General features: G+C 71.4%; 16 protein-coding genes and 1 riboswitch. Of the genes, 7 read left to right on the top strand and 9 right to left on the bottom strand.

Annotation, left to right across the window (positions count from 1 at the left end; translation table 11 throughout):
* Nucleotides 1-213: 213 nt before the first annotated feature.
* Both EOD42_RS09380 and EOD42_RS09375 read right to left on the bottom strand, forming a co-directional pair.
* Nucleotides 214-993 (bottom strand): enoyl-CoA hydratase, encoded by a 780-nt coding sequence (locus tag EOD42_RS09380; RefSeq protein WP_127787273.1) that lies wholly within the window; start codon nucleotides 991-993, stop codon nucleotides 214-216.
* Nucleotides 994-1,032: 39 nt separating this feature from the next.
* Nucleotides 1,033-2,169 (bottom strand): NAD(P)/FAD-dependent oxidoreductase, encoded by a 1,137-nt coding sequence (locus EOD42_RS09375; RefSeq protein ID WP_164867854.1) that lies wholly within the window; start codon nucleotides 2,167-2,169, stop codon nucleotides 1,033-1,035.
* Nucleotides 2,170-2,341: 172 nt separating this feature from the next.
* Here EOD42_RS09375 and EOD42_RS09370 point away from each other — a divergent pair, with 172 nt between their 5' ends.
* The 3 genes from EOD42_RS09370 to EOD42_RS09360 are packed head-to-tail and all read left to right on the top strand — an operon-like array spanning nucleotide 2,342 to nucleotide 5,632.
* Entirely contained in the window at nucleotides 2,342-3,520 is a 1,179-nt protein-coding gene (locus EOD42_RS09370) for an enolase C-terminal domain-like protein (RefSeq protein ID WP_127787271.1), read from the top strand.
* Nucleotides 3,521-3,563: 43 nt separating this feature from the next.
* Nucleotides 3,564-4,226 (top strand): response regulator transcription factor, encoded by a 663-nt coding sequence (locus EOD42_RS09365; RefSeq protein ID WP_127787270.1) that lies wholly within the window; start codon nucleotides 3,564-3,566, stop codon nucleotides 4,224-4,226.
* Nucleotides 4,223-5,632 carry an ATP-binding protein gene (locus tag EOD42_RS09360; protein WP_127787269.1) on the top strand — a complete coding sequence of 470 codons (1,410 nt, stop codon included), beginning with the start codon at nucleotides 4,223-4,225 and terminating at the stop codon, nucleotides 5,630-5,632. The genes EOD42_RS09365 and EOD42_RS09360 overlap by 4 nt, the downstream gene beginning before the upstream one ends.
* 40 nt (nucleotides 5,633-5,672) lie before the next feature.
* On the opposite strand, the gene EOD42_RS09355 is transcribed toward EOD42_RS09360, so the two are convergent.
* The 7 genes from EOD42_RS09355 to EOD42_RS09325 all read right to left on the bottom strand — a co-directional run bounded on the left by EOD42_RS09355 (nucleotide 5,673) and on the right by EOD42_RS09325 (nucleotide 12,862).
* On the bottom strand, nucleotides 5,673-5,927 hold the full coding sequence (locus EOD42_RS09355) for a hypothetical protein (RefSeq protein WP_164867853.1): 255 nt from the start codon (nucleotides 5,925-5,927) through the stop codon (nucleotides 5,673-5,675).
* 136 nt (nucleotides 5,928-6,063) lie between these two features.
* The gene (locus EOD42_RS09350) at nucleotides 6,064-6,570 is read right to left on the bottom strand and encodes an NADH-quinone oxidoreductase subunit B family protein (protein ID WP_127787267.1); all 507 of its coding nucleotides are present in this window, start codon (nucleotides 6,568-6,570) and stop codon (nucleotides 6,064-6,066) included.
* Nucleotides 6,567-8,006: a hydrogenase large subunit gene (locus EOD42_RS09345; protein ID WP_164867852.1), complete on the bottom strand. Its 1,440-nt coding sequence runs from the start codon at nucleotides 8,004-8,006 to the stop codon at nucleotides 6,567-6,569. The genes EOD42_RS09350 and EOD42_RS09345 overlap by 4 nt, the downstream gene beginning before the upstream one ends.
* A 20-nt stretch (nucleotides 8,007-8,026) precedes the next feature.
* Nucleotides 8,027-9,376: a proton-conducting transporter transmembrane domain-containing protein gene (locus EOD42_RS09340; protein WP_127787265.1), complete on the bottom strand. Its 1,350-nt coding sequence runs from the start codon at nucleotides 9,374-9,376 to the stop codon at nucleotides 8,027-8,029.
* Entirely contained in the window at nucleotides 9,373-9,963 is a 591-nt protein-coding gene (locus tag EOD42_RS09335; RefSeq protein WP_127787264.1) for a hypothetical protein, read from the bottom strand. The genes EOD42_RS09340 and EOD42_RS09335 overlap by 4 nt, the downstream gene beginning before the upstream one ends.
* The gene (locus EOD42_RS09330; protein WP_127787263.1) at nucleotides 9,963-10,883 is read right to left on the bottom strand and encodes an NADH-quinone oxidoreductase subunit H; all 921 of its coding nucleotides are present in this window, start codon (nucleotides 10,881-10,883) and stop codon (nucleotides 9,963-9,965) included. The genes EOD42_RS09335 and EOD42_RS09330 overlap by 1 nt, the downstream gene beginning before the upstream one ends.
* Complete coding sequence (locus tag EOD42_RS09325; protein WP_164867851.1) at nucleotides 10,880-12,862, bottom strand: proton-conducting transporter transmembrane domain-containing protein; 1,983 nt, start codon at nucleotides 12,860-12,862, stop codon at nucleotides 10,880-10,882. The genes EOD42_RS09330 and EOD42_RS09325 overlap by 4 nt, the downstream gene beginning before the upstream one ends.
* Before the next feature lie 192 nt (nucleotides 12,863-13,054).
* Here EOD42_RS09325 and EOD42_RS09320 point away from each other — a divergent pair, with 192 nt between their 5' ends.
* From EOD42_RS09320 to EOD42_RS09305, 4 genes are all read left to right on the top strand, one after another.
* Nucleotides 13,055-14,161, top strand: a complete 1,107-nt coding sequence (locus tag EOD42_RS09320; protein ID WP_127787261.1) for a TRAP transporter substrate-binding protein — start codon at nucleotides 13,055-13,057, stop codon at nucleotides 14,159-14,161.
* Between the two features lie 4 nt (nucleotides 14,162-14,165).
* Nucleotides 14,166-14,714, top strand: a complete 549-nt coding sequence (locus tag EOD42_RS09315; RefSeq protein WP_127787260.1) for a TRAP transporter small permease subunit — start codon at nucleotides 14,166-14,168, stop codon at nucleotides 14,712-14,714.
* On the top strand, nucleotides 14,711-16,120 hold the full coding sequence (locus EOD42_RS09310; protein ID WP_127787259.1) for a TRAP transporter large permease: 1,410 nt from the start codon (nucleotides 14,711-14,713) through the stop codon (nucleotides 16,118-16,120). The genes EOD42_RS09315 and EOD42_RS09310 overlap by 4 nt, the downstream gene beginning before the upstream one ends.
* 275 nt (nucleotides 16,121-16,395) lie before the next feature.
* Nucleotides 16,396-16,509: riboswitch (SAM-I-IV-variant riboswitch) on the top strand.
* Nucleotides 16,510-16,560: 51 nt separating this feature from the next.
* Nucleotides 16,561-17,589: a threonine aldolase family protein gene (locus tag EOD42_RS09305; RefSeq protein WP_127787258.1), complete on the top strand. Its 1,029-nt coding sequence runs from the start codon at nucleotides 16,561-16,563 to the stop codon at nucleotides 17,587-17,589.
* Nucleotides 17,590-17,663: the final 74 nt, after the last annotated feature.

Below are 17,663 nucleotides of genomic sequence, written 5' to 3'. Positions count from 1 at the left end.
GCCCTTGGAACCCGCAAAGGGTCGTAACGACCCTTTGAACCCATCAGTTACTGGCAGTTGGGAGAGGGGGCACGACGCGCCTTCCTGGCCCGACGCGTGCTCTCCGCCCCCTATCCCAACTTCCAGCTCCCGGTTTCCAAAGGCCTTTCGGCCTTTGGTGGGGGTGCCGGGGGCAAAGCCCCTGGCCGGGGTCCGGGGCGAAGCCCCGCAGTGCTACCTGCCCTTCCACTGCGCCGGCCGGCGCGCCAGGAAGCTTTGCACGCCCTCGGCGAAGTCCTCGCTGGTGAAGCACATTTCCACCAGGTCGTCCCCGTTCACGGCGCGGGCCGCGGCGGAGAGGCGGCGCAGAGCCTGCTTGGTGGCCTGCAGGGTCAGGGGCGCGTGGCCGGCGATGGTTTTCGCCAGTTCCTCCGCGCGCGCCAGCAGGGCCGCGTTGTCGGGCAGGATCTCGCTCAGCAGGCCGGCCGAGCGCATTTCCTCGGCTTCCATCAGGCGCGCCGTGAAAATCAGGTCCGTCACGCGGGCCGGGCCCACCAGGGCCGCCATGCGGGCGTGGTTCACCATCGACAGCGTGTTGCCCAGCGTCTTGGCGATGGGGAAGCCGAAGCGGGCGTTGGCCTGGCCGATGCGGATGTCGCAGACGCCGGCGATGGCGGCCCCGCCACCCGTGCAGGCGCCGGCGATGGCCGCGATCATCGGCTTCCGGCAATCCTCGATGGCGGTCAGGATGCGGTCGATCTTGGCCTCATAGGCCAGCGCGTCCTCGGCGGTGCGGAAGTTGGTGAACTGGCCGATGTCAGTGCCGGCCGCGAAGGCTTTCTCGCCCGCGCCGGTCAGCACGATGGCGCGCACGCTGTCGTCGGTGTTGGCGGCGGTGCAGGCGTTGGCCAGGCCCTCATACATCGCGAAGGTCATGGCGTTGCGCGCCTGGGGGCGGTTGAAGGTCAGGAACAGGATGCCGTCGCGGCGTTCCTGCAGCAGTTCCTCGGTCATGCGGCGTCTCCGGATTTGGCCGCAGCCTCGCCCGAAGCCTCACTCCCGTAAAGCGTACAGCCCGGCATCGGGTTCGGGCATGCCGTCGATCAGGCGCTGGATGATCTCGGCCCCCAGCGTGCTGAAGGTGATGCCGTTGCCGCCGAAGCCCAGCAGCGCATAGCAACGCGGCAGGCCCGGCACCGCGCCGATCGCGGGCAGGCCGGTGGTGCTGACGCCGAAGCAGCCGCTCCAGACATGGCTGGGTTCGGGGTCGATGCCCGGCAGCAGGCGCCGCAGCTTCTCCACCAGCCGCGCGATCTTGGCCTCGGTCGCGGCCTCGCGGCGGTCGTCGTCCACGAAGGGCTCGTCCTCGCCGCCCGCGATCACCCGGCCATCGGCATCGGCGCGGACATACAGGTAGGGGTCCTCCGCGCGCCAGATCAGGCAGCGGTCGGGCCACAGCGCCTCGGGCTGCGGGCGGGTGGCCATGGCCCAGGTGGAGATGACGCTGTTGCGCTCCAGCTTCAGGAAATCGGGCGCGGCATAGCCGCAGCAGAACACCACATGCTTCGCGCGGATCACCCGGCCCCCGGTGCAGTGCAGGGTCACGCCGCGCATCCGCGGCCGCACCTCCTCCACCTCCACCGGCCAGGCCAGGCGGGCGCCGCGCGCGGCCGCGCTGCGCCACAGCCCGGCGGTCAGCCGCACCGGGTCCACCTCGGCGGAGCCGGTGGACCAGATCGCGCCCGCCTCCTCCAGCCCGGTCAGTTCGCGCAGTTCCTCCCGGCCCACGAAGCGGGAGCGCAGGCCGGCGGCGCGGCGCCGCGCGGCCTCCTTCTGCAGGGCGGTCATGTTCATGGCGCGGCCGGGCAGATACGCGCTGTGGCGCGGCTGGAAGCCGCAGCGGATGTCCAGGTCCTCGATGCGGGCGCGCAGCCGGTCCATGGCCTGGGTGCTGCGCCAATAGGCGCGGATGGCGGCCTCGCGCCCGATCTTGCGGGTCAGTGCCGAAAGGGGCTCGTCCATCTCGAACTGCAGCATGGCGGTGCTGGCCATGGTGGAGCCCGCGACGAAGCGCTGCCGGTCCAGCGCCAGCACGCCATGCCCCGCGGCCAGCAGCGCGTCGGTCATCAACGCGCCGCTGATGCCGCCGCCGATCACCACGATGTGGGCGCTCTCGCTTTCGGCCAGCATGTCGGGCGGCGGCAGCTTCGGGCTGGGATTCCAAACGGGCCTGCCTTCTCGCAGGTCCCGCCTCTGGCTGGCGGCATGTGGCATGCCCGGGGCAACGCCCTGGAAAGGGCCGGGTTTCCAGCCCGCGCCCCGCATGGAAAGATGCAGGGGCAAAGATGAGGGAGGCCGTCACATGCGCATCGTCAGCGTGAAGCAGGGCGTGGTGCCGATCAGCAGCGCGATCGCCAACGCCTATATCGACTTCTCCAAGATGACGGCCAGCGTGGTGGCCATCACGGTGGAGGCCGAGGGCGGCCGCCGCGCCACCGGCTTCGGCTTCAACAGCAACGGCCGCTATGCCCAGCCCGGCCTGCTGGCCGAACGCTTCGTGCCGCGCCTGCAGGAGGTGGGTGAGCTGCCCGCCCTGCCCGATGGCGGCTTCGACCCCGCCCCCGCCTGGGCCGCCATGATGAAGAACGAGAAGCCCGGCGGCCATGGCGAGCGCAGCGTGGCGGTGGGCGTGCTGGACATGGCCCTGTGGGACGCGACGGCGAAGCTGGCGGGCAAGCCCCTGTGGCGCCTGCTGGCGGACCGCTTCAACGGCGGTGCCGCCGACGACACCGCCTGGATCTATGCCGCCGGCGGCTACTACTACCCCGGCAAGGACGAGGCCGCGCTGGTCGAGGAGATGAAGCGCTACCTGGGCCTCGGCTATTCCGTGGTGAAGATGAAGATCGGCGGCGCGCCCGGCACGAGCATCGAGGCCGCGCTGAAGGAGGATCTGGGCCGCATCGAGGCGGTGCTGAAGCTGCTGGGCGGCGACGGCTCCCGCCTGTGCGTCGATGTGAACGGCCGCTTCGACCTGAAGGCCGCCATCCTGTACGGCGAGGCGATCGAACCCTACGGCCTGCGCTGGTACGAGGAACCGATGGACCCGCTGGACTACAGCAACCACGCGGCGCTGGCGGAACATTACCGCGGCCCGCTGGCCACCGGCGAGAACCTGTTCAGCATGATCGATGCCCGCAACCTGATCCGCCACGGCGGGCTGCGCGCCGACCGGGACATCCTGCAATTCGACCCCGCCCTGTCCTACGGGCTGGTGGAATACCTGCGCACGCTGGACATGCTGCGCCTGCACGGATGGTCCCCGCGCCGCTGCGTGCCGCATGGCGGGCACCAGTTCGCGCTGAACATCGCGGTGGGCCTCGGGCTCGGCGGCAATGAGAGCTATCCGGAAGTGTTCGCGCCCTTCGGCGGCTTCGCGGACGAGACGCCCGTGACCGACAGCCGCATCCGCATGCCGGATGCCCCCGGCATCGGGTTCGAGCGCAAGAACGACCTGTACGCGGTGCTGAAGCCCCTGCTCTGACCAGCCGCTCGCTTCCCGTCCCGCCCTTCGCTAGAAAGTCACCATGCGCCTTCTCGTCGTCGAAGATACTGCAGACCTGGCCGCCCAGCTCCGCTCCGCCCTGACGGAGGCCGGTTTCGCCGTGGACCATGCCGCCGATGGGGAGGAAGGGCTGCATCTGGGCCTGACCGAGCCCTATGACGCGGTGGTGCTGGATATCGGCCTGCCGCGCATGGACGGGCTGTCGGTGCTGCGGCGCTGGCGCGCGGACGACAAGCGCATGCCCGTGCTGCTGCTGACCGCGCGTGACAGCTGGACCGAGAAGGTGGAAGGGCTGAACGCCGGCGCCGACGACTATCTGGCCAAGCCCTTCGTGATGGCGGAGCTGATCGCGCGGCTGAACGCGCTGATCCGCCGCGCCTCGGGCGTGGCCAAGCCGGAGCTGGCCTTCGGCGAGGTCCGCATCGACACCGCCGCCCGCACGGTCACGCGCGCCGGCATGCCGGTGCGGCTGACGGCGCTCGAATACGGCATGCTGGCCTATCTGGCGCTGAACTCCGGCCGGCCCGTTTCCAAGACGGAGCTGACGGAGCACCTCTACGCCCAGGATTTCGACCGTGATTCCAACACGCTGGAAGTCATCGCCGCCCGGCTGCGGCGCAAGCTGGGGGATGGGCTGATCGATACCATCCGCGGCCAGGGCTATCGGATGGTGCCGGCCGCATGAACGCGCCCCTGCCTGCCCCGGAAACATCCTCCGACGGCAGGCTGGGGCCGCGCGCGGTCATCCGCGTGCGCGGCAGCCTGACGCGGCGCCTGGCGCTGCTGGTGGGGTTGTGGGTGGCCATCGGCCTGGGCGTGACGGGCTGGTTCGTCGTGCGCATGACCGAATCCCGCATCGAGGCAGAGGCCGACGCGCGCATGGTCTCGCTGCTGGATGCCATCGTGGCGGCGGCCTCGCTGGACCCGGCGCGCGGCCCCTATCTGGCGCGCGCGGTCAGCGAGCCGGAATTCGACCGCCCCCTGTCCGGCCACTACTGGCAGATGACGACCGACAGCGGGCTCGTCACCACCTCGCGTTCCCTGTGGGACCAGCGGCTGCCGGCACCCCGCCAGGATGCGGAGCCGCGCAACGAGGACATCATCGGCCCGCGCGACGAGCCGCTGCGCCTGGTCGAGCGGCACATCCAGCTGGAAACCCGGCGCATGCCCGCCGTGCGGGTCACGGTGCAGGTGGCCGTGACGCGCCTGCCGACCGACCAAGAGATCCAGCGCCTGCAGCGCGGCCTCGTGCTGGCCTTCATGGGGCTGGGCACCGGGGTGGTGGCGGCGGTGGGCATCCTGGTGGTGTGGGCGCTGTCGCCGCTGCGCCGCGCCCAGCAGGAAATCGCCGAGGTGCGCGAGGGCCTGCGCGAGCATGTGGACCTGACCGCCCCGCGTGAGGTCGCGCCGCTGGTGCATGAGATCGAGGCGCTGATCGAGCAGAACCGGGCCACGTTGGAACGCGCGCGCACCCATGTGGGCAATCTGGCCCATGCGCTGAAGACACCCATCGCCGTGCTGCGCAACGCGCTGGAACGGGGCGAGACATCGGTCGCGCGCGCCCAGGCGGCCACGCTGGAACGGCTGGTGCAGCATCATCTGCGGCGCGCCCGCGCCGGCGCCCTGGCGGGTGCGGCGGGGGCCGAGGCCTCCCCCACCGCGGCCGCGCATACCCTGGCCTCCGCCCTGCGGCGGCTGTTCGCGTCCAAGGGGGTGGAGGTGCTGGTGCTGGGCAAGGACACCGCCCGCACCCGGGCCGACCCGCAGGACCTGACCGAGATGCTGGGCAACCTGATGGAAAACGCCTGCAAATGGTCGAAGAGCCGGGTCGAATGCCGCGTGCGCGGCGGCGGCCCCGGCCATATCCTGATCGAGGTGGAGGATGACGGCCCCGGCCTGGCGGAAGGCCAGGACGCGGCGGCGCTGGTGCGCGGCGTGCGGCTGGACGAAACCGCGCCCGGCAGCGGCCTCGGCCTCGCGATCGTGTCGGACCTGGCCTCGCTCTATAACGGCGCGCTGGTGCTGGAACGGGGCCAGAAGCTGGGCGGGCTGCTGGCGCGGCTGGTGCTGCCGGGGCGTTTCATTGCCTGAGTGAGGGGCCTGAGGGGGGGCCTGAAGGGGGGCCTGAGGGTCAGTGGCCGAACTCGCTGCGCAGCTGGCGCAGCGCGGCCTCAAGCTCGGCGGCGACGATGGCGCGGTGGGCCGCGTCCTCGACCACATCCACCCCGTCGGGGGAGGGTGATTCAGCCAGGCTTGCCCGCAATTCCTCGGCCAGATCCTCCAGCCGCTCGGGCTGGGCGCGCAGGCCCGCCCGCAATGCCAGGAGCAACGCCCGCCGCACGGCACGCCCTGTACTGTTCCGCGCCGGATCGTTTTCGCTGTCCATGGGCGTGACCAATTGCAAGCTCCAGTGAACAGGCAGTGAAAATACGGCTTGCTCAAGGATTTATTTGCTCAGGCCCGTGGAATGATGGCCATCCCGCAATTGCGGGATACACAAGATGTTTACCCGAAACGTCTTTTCATGCCTGGGCCTCCATCAAGGCCAGCAGCCCCTCCAGCACCTGGCGCGGGTTGGGCGGGCAGCCGGGGATGCGCAGGTCGGGCGGCATCACGGCCTCCACCCCGCCCTCGACGGCGTAGCTGCCCTTGAACACGCCGCCATCCATGGCGCAGTCGCCGAGTGCCACGACGAAGCCCGGTTCCGGCATCGCGGCGCGGGCCTGTTCCAGGGCCTCGCGCATGTTGCGGGTCACGGGGCCGCTGACCAGCAGGGCGTCGGCGTGGCGCGGGCTGTCCACGAAGCGCAGGCCCAGGCTGTCCAGCTCATGCACCAGGCTGCGGGCCGCGATAAGTTCCAGCGCGCAGCCGTCGCAGCCGCCGGTGCCGATGTGGCGCAGGGCCAGCCCCCGGCCCAGGCGCCGGCGCGCGCTGGCCTCCAGCCGCGCCGCGAGGTCCGAGACGAGCTGCACCGAGGGATGCGGGGGCGCCGCGGCGATCGGGCGGGCCAGGATGCGCGGCAGCTTCATAGGTCCATCCCGCTCATGGTCAGGCCCAGCCCCGCCATCAGCAGCGGCAGGCGTTCGGTGGTGGTGCCGGGGGCGGCGGCCTCCAGCAGGGGCCACAGGCCCCAGCCCGGATCGCGGGCCATGGCCGCGCGGATCAGCCCGCCATCATCCAGCGCGAGCCAGGCAAGGCAGGGGCCGTGCGCGGCCTCGACCAGCGCCGCGCCCTCTCCGGCGCGCTGCGGCAGGGAAACCGAGACGGGGCCATCGGGCAGGGCATCCAGCATGGTGGCCAGCAGGCGCCGGCTTTCCACGGTTTCGGCGATGCGCTGCTCCAGCCGGGCGGCGGCATCGCCATCGGCCTGCAGCGGGATCTCGAGGTCGAGCTCGACATAGGGCGTGTCGCCCAGCATCCGCGCATCGGTCATCACCGCGCTGGCACGCGCGGTGGGGCCGCCGGTGGCATAGGCGCGCGCCTGGTCGTGGCGAATGGTGCCCAGCCCCGCCAGCGCCTCCATCAGCGGGCCGTGGCGCAGGGTGGCGCGGCCCAGGCGCGGCAGGTCCTGCGCCAGCAGCAGCAGCGCGTCGCGCAGGATGGACAGGCCGCGCTCCTCCAGGTCCAGCGCGACGCCGCCGGGCATCACGCGGTCCATCAGAAGCCGGTGGCCGAAGGCGATCTGGCTGGCCGCCAGCAGGGTTTCGCGGGCGAGGCCCGCCTGGTCGGCCAGCGGCGAGGGCCCGGCCAGTTCCAGCACCTGCTGCCAGACGCGCAGATGCACCGCGATACGCTCGATCTCGGCCATCACGGCACGCAGGGCGATGGCGCGGGGCGGCACCTCGGCACCGGTCGCGCGCTCTGCGGCCAGGGCGAAGGCGAGGGAATGGGCCACCGTCGCCTCGGCCTGCATGCGCGCCGGAAAGCGCGCGGCGGCGCGGGGCGACTTGCCGGGCATCAGCCCCAGCGTGCCCTTGTGCGCATAGCCCAGCCGGGCCTCCAGCCGCACGATGGTCTCGCCCGCGACCGAGAGATGCAGGTAGCCCGGCTCCCCGATGCCCGGCAGGATCGGGCCCATGGGCAGGCGATGCAGGGCCTCGCCCTCGGCGGGAAGGAATTCCGGCAGGGAGGGCGGGGTGGCGTGCCGCACCGGCCGGCCCGAGAGCGGGTTCAGCACCGGCCAGTTGCCGTGGTCGAGCCAGGGGCGGCCATCCGGCGTGCCGACGGGCTCCAGCGCCCACAGATCATGCGCCGCGCGCTCGAACAAGGCTGCCGAGGGCCGCGCGCGGGAAAGGCTGGGGTACTGCCCGTCCTCCGCCAGCAGCGCCACCAGGCGCAGGGCGTCGCCGTCCTGGAAGGCGGCGCGGACGATGCCGGGCTCCCCCCACAGGGCCAGCAGGGGCAGTTCCGCATCGGCGGCCAGGGCCTCCCATTGCGGGGCGGTGAGCCATTCGGTGGCGGTCATCGGGCGGCCTCCGCCAGTGATCATCGTGCGGCCTCCGCCGCGGCGGCAAGCAGGGCGGCGAAGGGGCCGGGCATGGCCAGCGCGCCCAGCAGCGCCAGGGCCAGCGCAGCCCAGGCCGGGGCCAGCACGCGCCAGCCCGGCGGGGCCTCGGCATCGGCGGTGGCGGGGCCCATGCACAGGCGCTGGGCGGCGCGCGCCAGGGCGGCGGCGCCCAGCAGCAGCGCCAGCAGCAGCGGCGGCATCAGCCAGGGCGCCTGGCGCCCCGCGCTGGTCAGCAGCAGGAAGGCCCCGGCAAAGGGCAGGAAAGGCGGCAGGCAGGCCAGCGCCAGCAGCGCCAGCATCAGCGCCCAGCCGAGGCCCGGGCTGCCGGCCATCAGGCCGGAGATGCCGCCCAGGCGCCGGCTGTCCTTCAGGCGCATGGCGGCGCCCAGCGCCACCCAGCCGGCGGCGGCCCCCAGCCCGTGGCCCAGCAGGATCAGCAACCCGGCCAGATTGCCGGCGGGCCCGCCCAGGCCGAAGCCCGCCGCCGCCGCACCCAGCTGCAGCATGGAGGCCAGGCCCAGCATCCGCCCGGCATCGCGCTTGCGGTACAGGCTGAGCGAGGCGAGCAGCATGGTGCCCACGCCGAGCGCCAGCAGCGACCAGGCGGACATGTTGCCCCCGGCCAGCGCCTTGATCCGCAGCAGCATGTGCAGGGCCGAAGGCGCCAGCAGCAGCGGGAACAGCGCGGCGATGCGGCTCGGCGCCTCGCCGGCCGTGTCGGGCCACCAGGCATGGAAGGGTGCCAGCGACAGCAGCGCCCCGCAGCCCGCCAGCGCCAGCACGAAGCCCAGCGCCAGCAGCATCGGGTCCATCGTCTCGATGCCGCGCGCCTGCAGGGCGGGCCAGTGCAACAGGGCCTCGGGCGCCGCCACATGCACGGCCACCAGGCCGAACAGCGTCAGCCCCAGCCCCACCCCGCCCAGCAGGAACAGCTTCCACCCCGCGCGCGGGGCGGCCAGCGCCAGGGGCAGCATGGCGCCCAGCAGCGCCACCTCCAGCCCCAGCCAGGACAGCGTCATGTTCTGGCCGAGCATGGACAGCATGGCGCCGCCCAGCATGGCCTGCACCCCGGCATGCCAGGGGCGGTCCTCGGCGGGCACCGGCATCAGGGACAGCAGCAGCGCGCCGAAGGCGACGGCCAGCACGAAGGGCAGGTTCAGCACGTCGGCGGCCACGATGCCGGGCTCGGGCTCCGCCATCGCCAGCAGCACGGACAGCGCGGCCCAGAGGGCGCACAGCAGGGGTTGCAGAATGGCCGCCGCGCGCGGCAGGGCGGCGACCAGCAGCGCCCCCAGCGCCGGCAGCAGGACCAGGGCCAGCGCGATCATGCCAGCCCTCCCAGCAGGCGCGCCCGCAACCCGATAAGCCCCGTGGCCAGCAGCAGCATCAGCCCGACCGTGATCTCCAGCACGAAGGGCATGCCCCGGGCGGACACGATGGCCAGCATCAGCGCGTGGCCGCAGCCGATCAGGCTGGCGGCCTGCCCCAGCCCGGGGCGGCGCCAGGCCAGCCCCAGCAGCCCCACCAGCAGGAAGGCCAGGATCAGCGCCAGGTCCTGCCGTGCCATGGCGGTTACGCCAGGGGCCACCGGCAGCACCACCAGGATGGCCAGCGCCACCAGCCCGCAGCCCAGCAGCATGGCGGGCAGGATGGGCAGGCCGGGCTCGGGCGGGCCCCATTCCAGGCGGCTGAGCGCGATGGGAACGGCGGCCGCCTGGCTGCCCAGCACCACCAGCGCCACCACCGCCAGCGGCAGGCTTTCCTGCGCCCAGGCCTGCCAGGCGGCAGCCAGAGCCAGAAGGGCGCCCTGCACCGCCAGCAGCCGCAGCAGGATAACCGGCCGCCGGGAAGGCAGCATCAGGAAGCCGGTCAGCAGCAGGGCGCCCACCAGCGCGTGGTCGAAGCCGGACGTCATCAGGCAAGCCCCGTGGATACGAACATGAGGGCGGCGGCGAGTGCCGCCAGCAACAGGGCGGCGCCCAGGAATTGCGGCCGCCGGGCCGGCAGGCCGCGCCCGCGCAGCAGGGCCAGAAGCCCGGCCAGCAGCACCAGCTTGGCCAGCCAGGCCACCATGCCCAGCAGCCAGGCCAGCGGCCCTTCGTCGGCCGGCACCAGGCCCCAGGGCAGGAACAGCGCGGCGGGCAGGCACAGCCACAGCATCAGCCGCATCGCGGCCTCAAGCCGCCACAGCGCCAGATGGCGGCCGCTGGCCTCGGCGGGCACGCTGTCGGTATCGGCCACGCCCAGCGCGCCGGCCAGCGCCACGGCCAGCATGGCGGCGGCCGTCAGCGCCAGGGGCACATGCGGGCCCGGCGGGTTTTCGCGCACATAGGCCGCGATGGTGTCCAGGTTGCTGCTGCCCGACAGCATCACCAGCACCAGCAGGCCCAGCAGCAGCACCGGCGCGGCAAAGGCCGCCACCGAGAGGCGGGAGGAGGCGCGCAGCCCGCCCTCGGCGGTGCCGGCGTCCATTTCCGCCAGCGCCGCGGCGGCGCGCGACAGGCCGAGCAGCCCCAGGATGACCAGCACATCCCCCACCGGTGCCAGCGCCATGCCCAGGGCGAAACCCGGCACCAGCATCAGCGCCAGCCAGGTGCTGGCGGTGGCCACATAGGGGGCGCAGCGCGTCACGGGCCCCGCCGTCTGCGCCAGCACGGGGCGCTGGCGGCAGCGGCGCCAGATCTCGCGCCAGGGGTCGAGCACGGAAGGCATGCGCCGCCCGCGCAGCCGCGCCCCCATCATGGCCAGCAGCCCGGCCAGCAACGGCGCCAGAGCCAGCACCAGCGCCCCATGCAGCCATTGCGCCAGGACGGTCGCGGTGATGCTGAGGATCATGGGCGTTCCACCAGCGCGAGGATGACGAGCAGCACGACCACCGCCGCGAAGCCCACGCGCAGGGCCGCGCGCGGGCTGGGCAGGCGGCCGCGCTCGGCCAGCAGGCTGGCCTGGTGCCGCAGCGACGTCAGCCGGCCGAGCCCCTTCAGGAACGGGTCGCGCCAGCGGGATTCATGCCGCGCCGTCGCAAGCGACCCCGGCGGGGCCGCGACCACGCGCGACTGATAGCCGCCGAGCGGCCCGCCCAGCACGGCCAGCACCGGGGCGGCGAAGCCCTCGGCCGAGACCTGGGACTGCGGATCGCCGAAGGGCATGTGCGGCGGCGGCGCCTGGAAGCCGCCCTGCCACAGCGGGGCCTCGGCGGGGCCGGCCGTGGCGCCGCGGGCCGCGCGGCGGCGCGCCACCCACCACAGCAGCGCCATCAGCCCGGCCATCACGGCCAGGATCGGCAGCACGAGATAACGCGCGCCGGCATCGCCGGCCGCCAGGCCCAGGATGGAGGCGGGCGCGGGCCCGCCCATCAATTGCTCGACCGCGCCCTGCATCAGCGCCATGGCCAGCGAGGGCAGCCCGCCCAACCCCAGCAACGCGAGGGAGGGGAACAGCAGCGCGGCACGGGCCGGGCCCGGCGCGTCCTCGGCGCCCGCCACGCGGGGGGAACGCGGGCGGCCCAGGAACACCATGCCCCACAGCCGCACCATGGCCATGGCCAGCAGCCCCATGCCCAGGCCCAGCATGGTCAGCGTGCCAAGGGCCGCGAACTGATACAGCGCCTGCTGGGTGCGCCAGGCGGCCAGCAGCCCCTGCAGCAGCAGCCACAGCGCGGCGAAACCCGCGAAGGGCGGCAGCGCCGCCACCGACAGCCCCGCCACCAGGGCCGCACCGGCGGCCAGCGGCATGTTGTGGGACAGCCCGCCCAGCGCATCCAGCCGCGCGCCCGCCACCGGGCCCGCCTGCATCTGCACCACGCTCAATGCCAGGGCCAGCAGCCCGCCGCCCAGCATCAGATGCACCCCGGCCAGCAGCGCGCCGGACAAGGCAAGCGCCGCCGGCACATCCATGTCCGAACCCCGGAACAGCAGCGCGAGGCCGAGCCCCAGCGCGAACAGGCCGAGCCCCGCCGTGACGGCGCCCGCCAGCACGCCGCGCAGCCCGTCCTCGACCAGGGCGCGGAAGCCACCGATCAGCACCGCGAATCCGCCCAGCATCAGGGGCGCCACACCCCACCAGGAAGGCTGGGCAGGGCCCGTCAGCTCCAGCACCACGCGCAGCGCGGCCAGCAGGGCCAGCGCCGGCAGCGCGCCGCCCAGCAGCGGCGCCACCTGGGCGGGTGCCGCCGACAGCGCGCCGGCCATCCAGCCATGCAGCGGCGCGAGGCCGCCCAGCGACGCCGCCCCCAGCAGGGCCAGCACCAGCACGGCGCCGGCCACCCAGCCCTCGGGCGGGCTGGCGCGCAGGGCCGCGAATCCGAGCGAACCGGCACCGGCCGACATCAGCGCGAAGCCCGCCATCAGGCACAGGCCGCCCGTCAGCGCGAATCCCAGCATGAGGCGCGCGGCCCGGCGTTCAGGCAGCGCGGCCCAGGCCGCCACCGCCGCCACCAGCAGACCCAGCACCAGCGTGTAGCCGTCCATCGCGACGGCGCTGAGCACGAGGCCCAGCAGAAGCGCCGGAAAGGCCATCAGCTCCGTCCGGGTGGCGGGGCGCAGCAGCAGCGCGGAAAAGCAGCCGAGCGCGCCCAACGGCGCGAGGAACCAGGCGGAGACGGCATCGAGCCCGACCAGCGCCGCCGCCCAGGGCGGACCCAGCGGCAGGGCCAGGGGCGCGGGCTCCGGCGCCAGCAGCGCCAGCACGCCGACGGCGCAGAAGCCGCCCATCAGCAACGCCGCCGCCACGCGCAGCACGGCCCACAGCCGGAACGCGGCAGGCAGCAGCAGCAGGCAGCAGCCCCCCAGCATCAGGGCCAGAATCAACAGCATCGATACATGCCCCGAGGAATGTGTTTCGGCTTCTTCTCCACCTATGCACAATGCGTCAGGCGTGCCCGCGTCGTGAAGGGCCGTCGGAAAATGTCGCGAGAGGGCTGGACAATGGCGAAATCTTGCGCATGAACGGCGGCAGGGACTTCCGGCGCGGGCTGTCGCGTCGCTCCTTCTGGGAAAGAACATATAATGGAACGTCGTAGAATGCTGGCCGCCTCCGGGGCGGCCGCGGCAGTGCTGCCTGTTCTGGCGGCGCCGGCCCTTGCTCAGGCGATGCCGGAGATCCGGTGGCGCTGCGCCTCCTCCTTCCCGCGCGCGCTGGACACCATCTACGGCGCCGGCGAACACGTCGCCCGCCGCGTGGCCGCCCTGACCGACAACAAGTTCCGCATCCAGGTCTTCCAGGCCGGCGAAATCGTGCCGGGCCTGGCGACGCTGGACGCGGTGCAGGCCGGCACGGTCGATTGCACCCACACCGCCAGCTACTATTTCGTGGGCAAGGACCCGACCTTCGCCTTCGACGGCACGGTGCCCTTCGGCATGAACTTCCGCCAGCTCAACTCCTGGCTCAATGCCGGCGGCGGGCGCGAGGTGCTGAAGCCCTTCTTCGATACCTACAACGTGGTCAGCCTGCAGGCCGGCAACACCGGCGCGCAGATGGGCGGCTGGTTCCGCCGCGAGATCCGCACGGTGGAAGACCTGCGCGGCCTGAAGTTCCGCATCGGCGGCTTCGCGGGCAACGTGCTCGCCAAGCTGGGCGTCGTGGCCCAGCAGATCGCGGGCGGCGACATCTACCCGGCGCTGGAGCGCGGCACGATCGACGCCGCCGAATGGGTCGGCCCCTATGACGACGAGAAGCTCGGCTTCCAGCGCGTGGCGCCCTACTACTACTTCCCCGGCTGGTGGGAAGGCGGGCTGAACCTGGCCATGCTGGTCAACAAGGCCAAGATGGAAGAGCTGCCGCCGCTGTACCGCGAGGTGCTGGAAAGCGCCTGCCGCGACGCCACCATCGAGACCATGGCGAAGTACGACCGCGTGAACCCCGAGGCGCTTCGCCGCCTGGTGGCGGGCGGCGCGCAGCTGCGCCCCTTCCCCCGCCCGGTGATGGAGGCGTGCTATCGCGCGGCGATGGAGGTCTATGAGGAGACCTCCAACACCAACGCGCACTTCAAGCGGGTTTGGGAACACTTCAAGGCCTATCGCGAGACGCAGCTGCAGTGGTTCCGCGTCGCGGAAAACAGCTACGACAGCTTCGTCTATGCGATGCAGGCCCAGGAACAACAGGCAAGGCGGTAAAACTATGAAGGCGTTGCTGGCGTACAGTCACGCGGTTGACTGGATATCGGACAAGTTCGGCCGGATCGCGGACTGGATGGTGCTTCTCTCCTGCGCCATCTCCGCCGGCAATGCCTTCGTCCGCTATGGCATCTCCTACTCGTCGAATGCCTGGCTGGAGGTGCAGTGGTACCTCTTCGCCGGCATGGTCATGCTGGGCGCCAGCTACACGCTGAAGCGCAATGAGCATGTGCGCGTCGATCTGCTCTATGGCTCGGTCAGCCACACGACGCGGCTGTGGATCGACATCCTGGGCTTCGTCTTTTTCATGCTGCCCGCGATGATCCTGCTGACCTGGATGACCTGGCCCTTCTTCATGGACAGCTTCATCCGCAACGAGGGCAGCCCGAATGCGGGCGGCCTGATGCGCTGGCCAGTGAAGCTGGCGCTGCCGGTGGGCTTCGCGCTGCTGGTGCTGCAGGGCTTCGCCGAGCTGTTCAAGCGCATCGCCGTGCTGCGCGGCGTTGACATGGGCCCCGATGCCTTCCTCGAGTACAAGAAGCCCGAACAATGACCCTCGACATGATGCCGCCGCTGATGTTCGGCGGCCTGGTGCTGTTCCTGCTGCTGGGCTTTCCGGCAGCGTTCAGCCTTTCCGCCGTTGGCCTGTTCTTCGGCTTCCTGTCCATCGAGATGGGCTTCTTCAACGAGGCCTTCCTGGGCAACCTGCCGCTGCGCGTGTTCGGCATCCTGTCGAACGACCTGCTGCTGGCCATTCCCTTCTTCACGCTGATGGGCGCCATCCTGGAACGCTGCGGCCTGGCGGAGGACCTGCTGGAAGGCACGGGCCAGCTGTTCGGCAAGGTGCCGGGCGGCCTGGCCTATGCCGTCATCCTGGTGGGCGCGGTGCTGGGCGCGATCACGGGCACGGTCGCGGCCTCGGTCATCGCCATGGGCATGATCAGCCTGCCGATCATGATGCGCTACGGCTATGACATGCGGATCGCGACGGGCGTCATCGCGGCGTCGGGCACCATCACGCAGGTGATCCCGCCGTCGCTGGTGCTGATCGTGCTAGGCGACCAGCTGGGCAAGAGCGTGGGCGACATGTACGCCGGCGCCATCGGCCCCAGCTTCCTGCAGATCATCCTGTTCATGCTGTTCATCCTGGGCGTGTCGATCTTCCAGCCGCACAAGGTGCCGCCCCTGCCGCCGGAGGCCCTGCAGCCCCGCGGCTGGCCGCTGTACTGGCGCGTGCTGAAGGGCATGGTGCCCTCGATCGTGCTGATCTTCCTCGTGCTCGGCACCATCTTCCTGGGCCTGGCGACGCCGACGGAAGCCGGCGCCATGGGCACGGTGGGCGCCGTGTTCCTGGCAGTGGCCCAGGGCACCTATTCCTGGAAGCTGCTGCGTGAGGCGATGGGCAACACCATGCGCATCACCTCCATGGTCATCTTCATCCTGATCGGCGCGACCGTGTTCAGCCTGGTGTTCCAGGGCGTGGACGGCAGCCACTGGATCGAGCACCTGCTGAGCCACCTGCCGGGCGGCAAGACGGGCTTCCTGATCTTCGTCAACATCTTCGTCTTCTTCCTGGCCTTCTTCCTCGACTTCTTCGAGATCGCCTTCATCGTGGTGCCCATGCTGGCCCCGGTGGCGGCGAACATGGGCATCGACCTGGTGTGGTTCGGCGTGCTGCTGTGCATCAACCTGCAGACCAGCTTCATGCACCCGCCCTTCGGCTTCGCGCTGTTCTACCTGCGCGGCATCGCGCCGCGCACGGTGCTGACGCGCGACATCTATTGGGGCGCTGTGCCCTGGCTGTTCCTGCAGCTGGCGCTGGTGGCCATCGTGATCGTGTGGCCGGAAAGCGTGACCTACTTCATCGACCACGGGCCGCAGGTGGACCCGAGCACGGTGACCATCGACGTGCCGCTGCCCGAGGCACCGGATGATGACGCGGTGCCGGTGTTCCGGTGAAAGCCCGGGGGCCTTGCCCCCGCGCAGGGGCGCTGCCGCTGCACCCCGCCAGGAGATAATATCTCCTGGACCTGATGAGAGTTTGGCGCCCTACCTTCGCAGGCGGGGCGCCATTTTTTATAATTATCAATAGGATAACCTTGCAGAGTTCAGTGCCGAGTACCCGGGGTCCAGGGCCGCTACGGTCCTGGCGGGGATGCAAGGGGCAGCGCCCCTTGGTGGGGGTTCGGGGGCAAAGCCCCTGTTGCCGCGCGCCCCGCTCCACGCTACGAACACCCCCGCATCCAGAGTTGAGCTGACGCTCAACGCCAACCTGCCTTTCCCGGCAAGGTGGCGTCCCGGGGACCCCTCCGGGAGATGTGGCCGTACCGGCAACAACGGGACACGCCGCAAGTCAGACCGCCTCGGAGCAGCAACCTGAGACGGAAGGCTGTGCCCCGATGACCGAACCTGTTCAGCAATTCGCCAGCGACAACTATGCCGGCATCTGCCCCGAGGCCTGGGCCGCCATGGCCGAGGCCAATCAGGGCCACCACCCCGCCTATGGCGACGATGTCTGGACGCAGCGCGCCTCCGACGCGTTCCGCACGCTGTTCGGAACGGGCTGCGAGGTGTTCTTCGCCTTCAACGGCACGGCGGCCAATTCGCTCGCGCTGGCGGCGCTGTGCCAGAGCTATCACAGCGTCATCTGCTCGGACGCCGCGCATGTCGAAACCGATGAGTGCGGCGCGCCGGAGTTCTTCTCCAACGGGTCCAAGCTGCTGGTGGCGGCCAGCGCGGACGGCAAGCTGACGCCTGATCTGATCCGCGGCTTCGCGGCCGGCAGGCGTGACATCCATTTCCCGAAGCCCCGCGTGGTGACCATCAGCCAGCCGACCGAGACGGGGCGGCTGTACAGCCTGGAGGAAATCCGCGCGATCTCGGCCACCTGCCGGGAGCTGGGGCTGGTGCTGCACATGGACGGCGCGCGGTTTGCCAACGCCGTTGCGGCGCTGGGCTGCTCGCCGGCCGAGATGAGCTGGCAGGCAGGGGTGGACGTGCTGTGTTTCGGTGGCACCAAGAACGGCATGGCGGTGGGCGAGGCCATCCTGTTCTTCCGCCGGGATCTGGCGGAGGATTTCGACTATCGCTGCAAGCAGGCAGGGCAGCTGGCGTCCAAGATGCGGTTCCTGGCCGCGCCCTGGGTGCGGATGCTGGAAAGCGGCGGCTGGCTGGCCAATGGGCGCCACGCGAATGACGCGGCGCGGCGGTTTGCCGCGCTGGTGGCGGGCGCGCCGGGGGTGGAGCTGATGTTCCCGGTCGAGGCCAATGCGGTGTTCCTGCGGCTGCCGTCCGCAACCCAGGACCGGCTGCGGGCGCGTGGCTGGCGCTTCTATACCTTCATCGGGGGCGGGGCGCGCTTCATGTTCGCCTGGGACGCGACGGAGGAGGGGGTGGCGGCGCTGGTGGAGGAGATCACCCGCGGCTGAGTTGTTGCATGCGGCCGGAACACGATCTGCCCTTGCCTGTATTGCGGGGCAACTTAGTCTTCGCTGAGTAGACA

Origin of the sequence: Rhodovarius crocodyli, from assembly GCF_004005855.1 — a bacterium.
Classification (GTDB): Bacteria; Pseudomonadota; Alphaproteobacteria; order Acetobacterales; family Acetobacteraceae; genus Rhodovarius; species Rhodovarius crocodyli.
The sequence above is the reverse complement of the archived record's forward strand: the minus strand, read 5'-3'. Positions and strand labels throughout refer to the sequence as shown.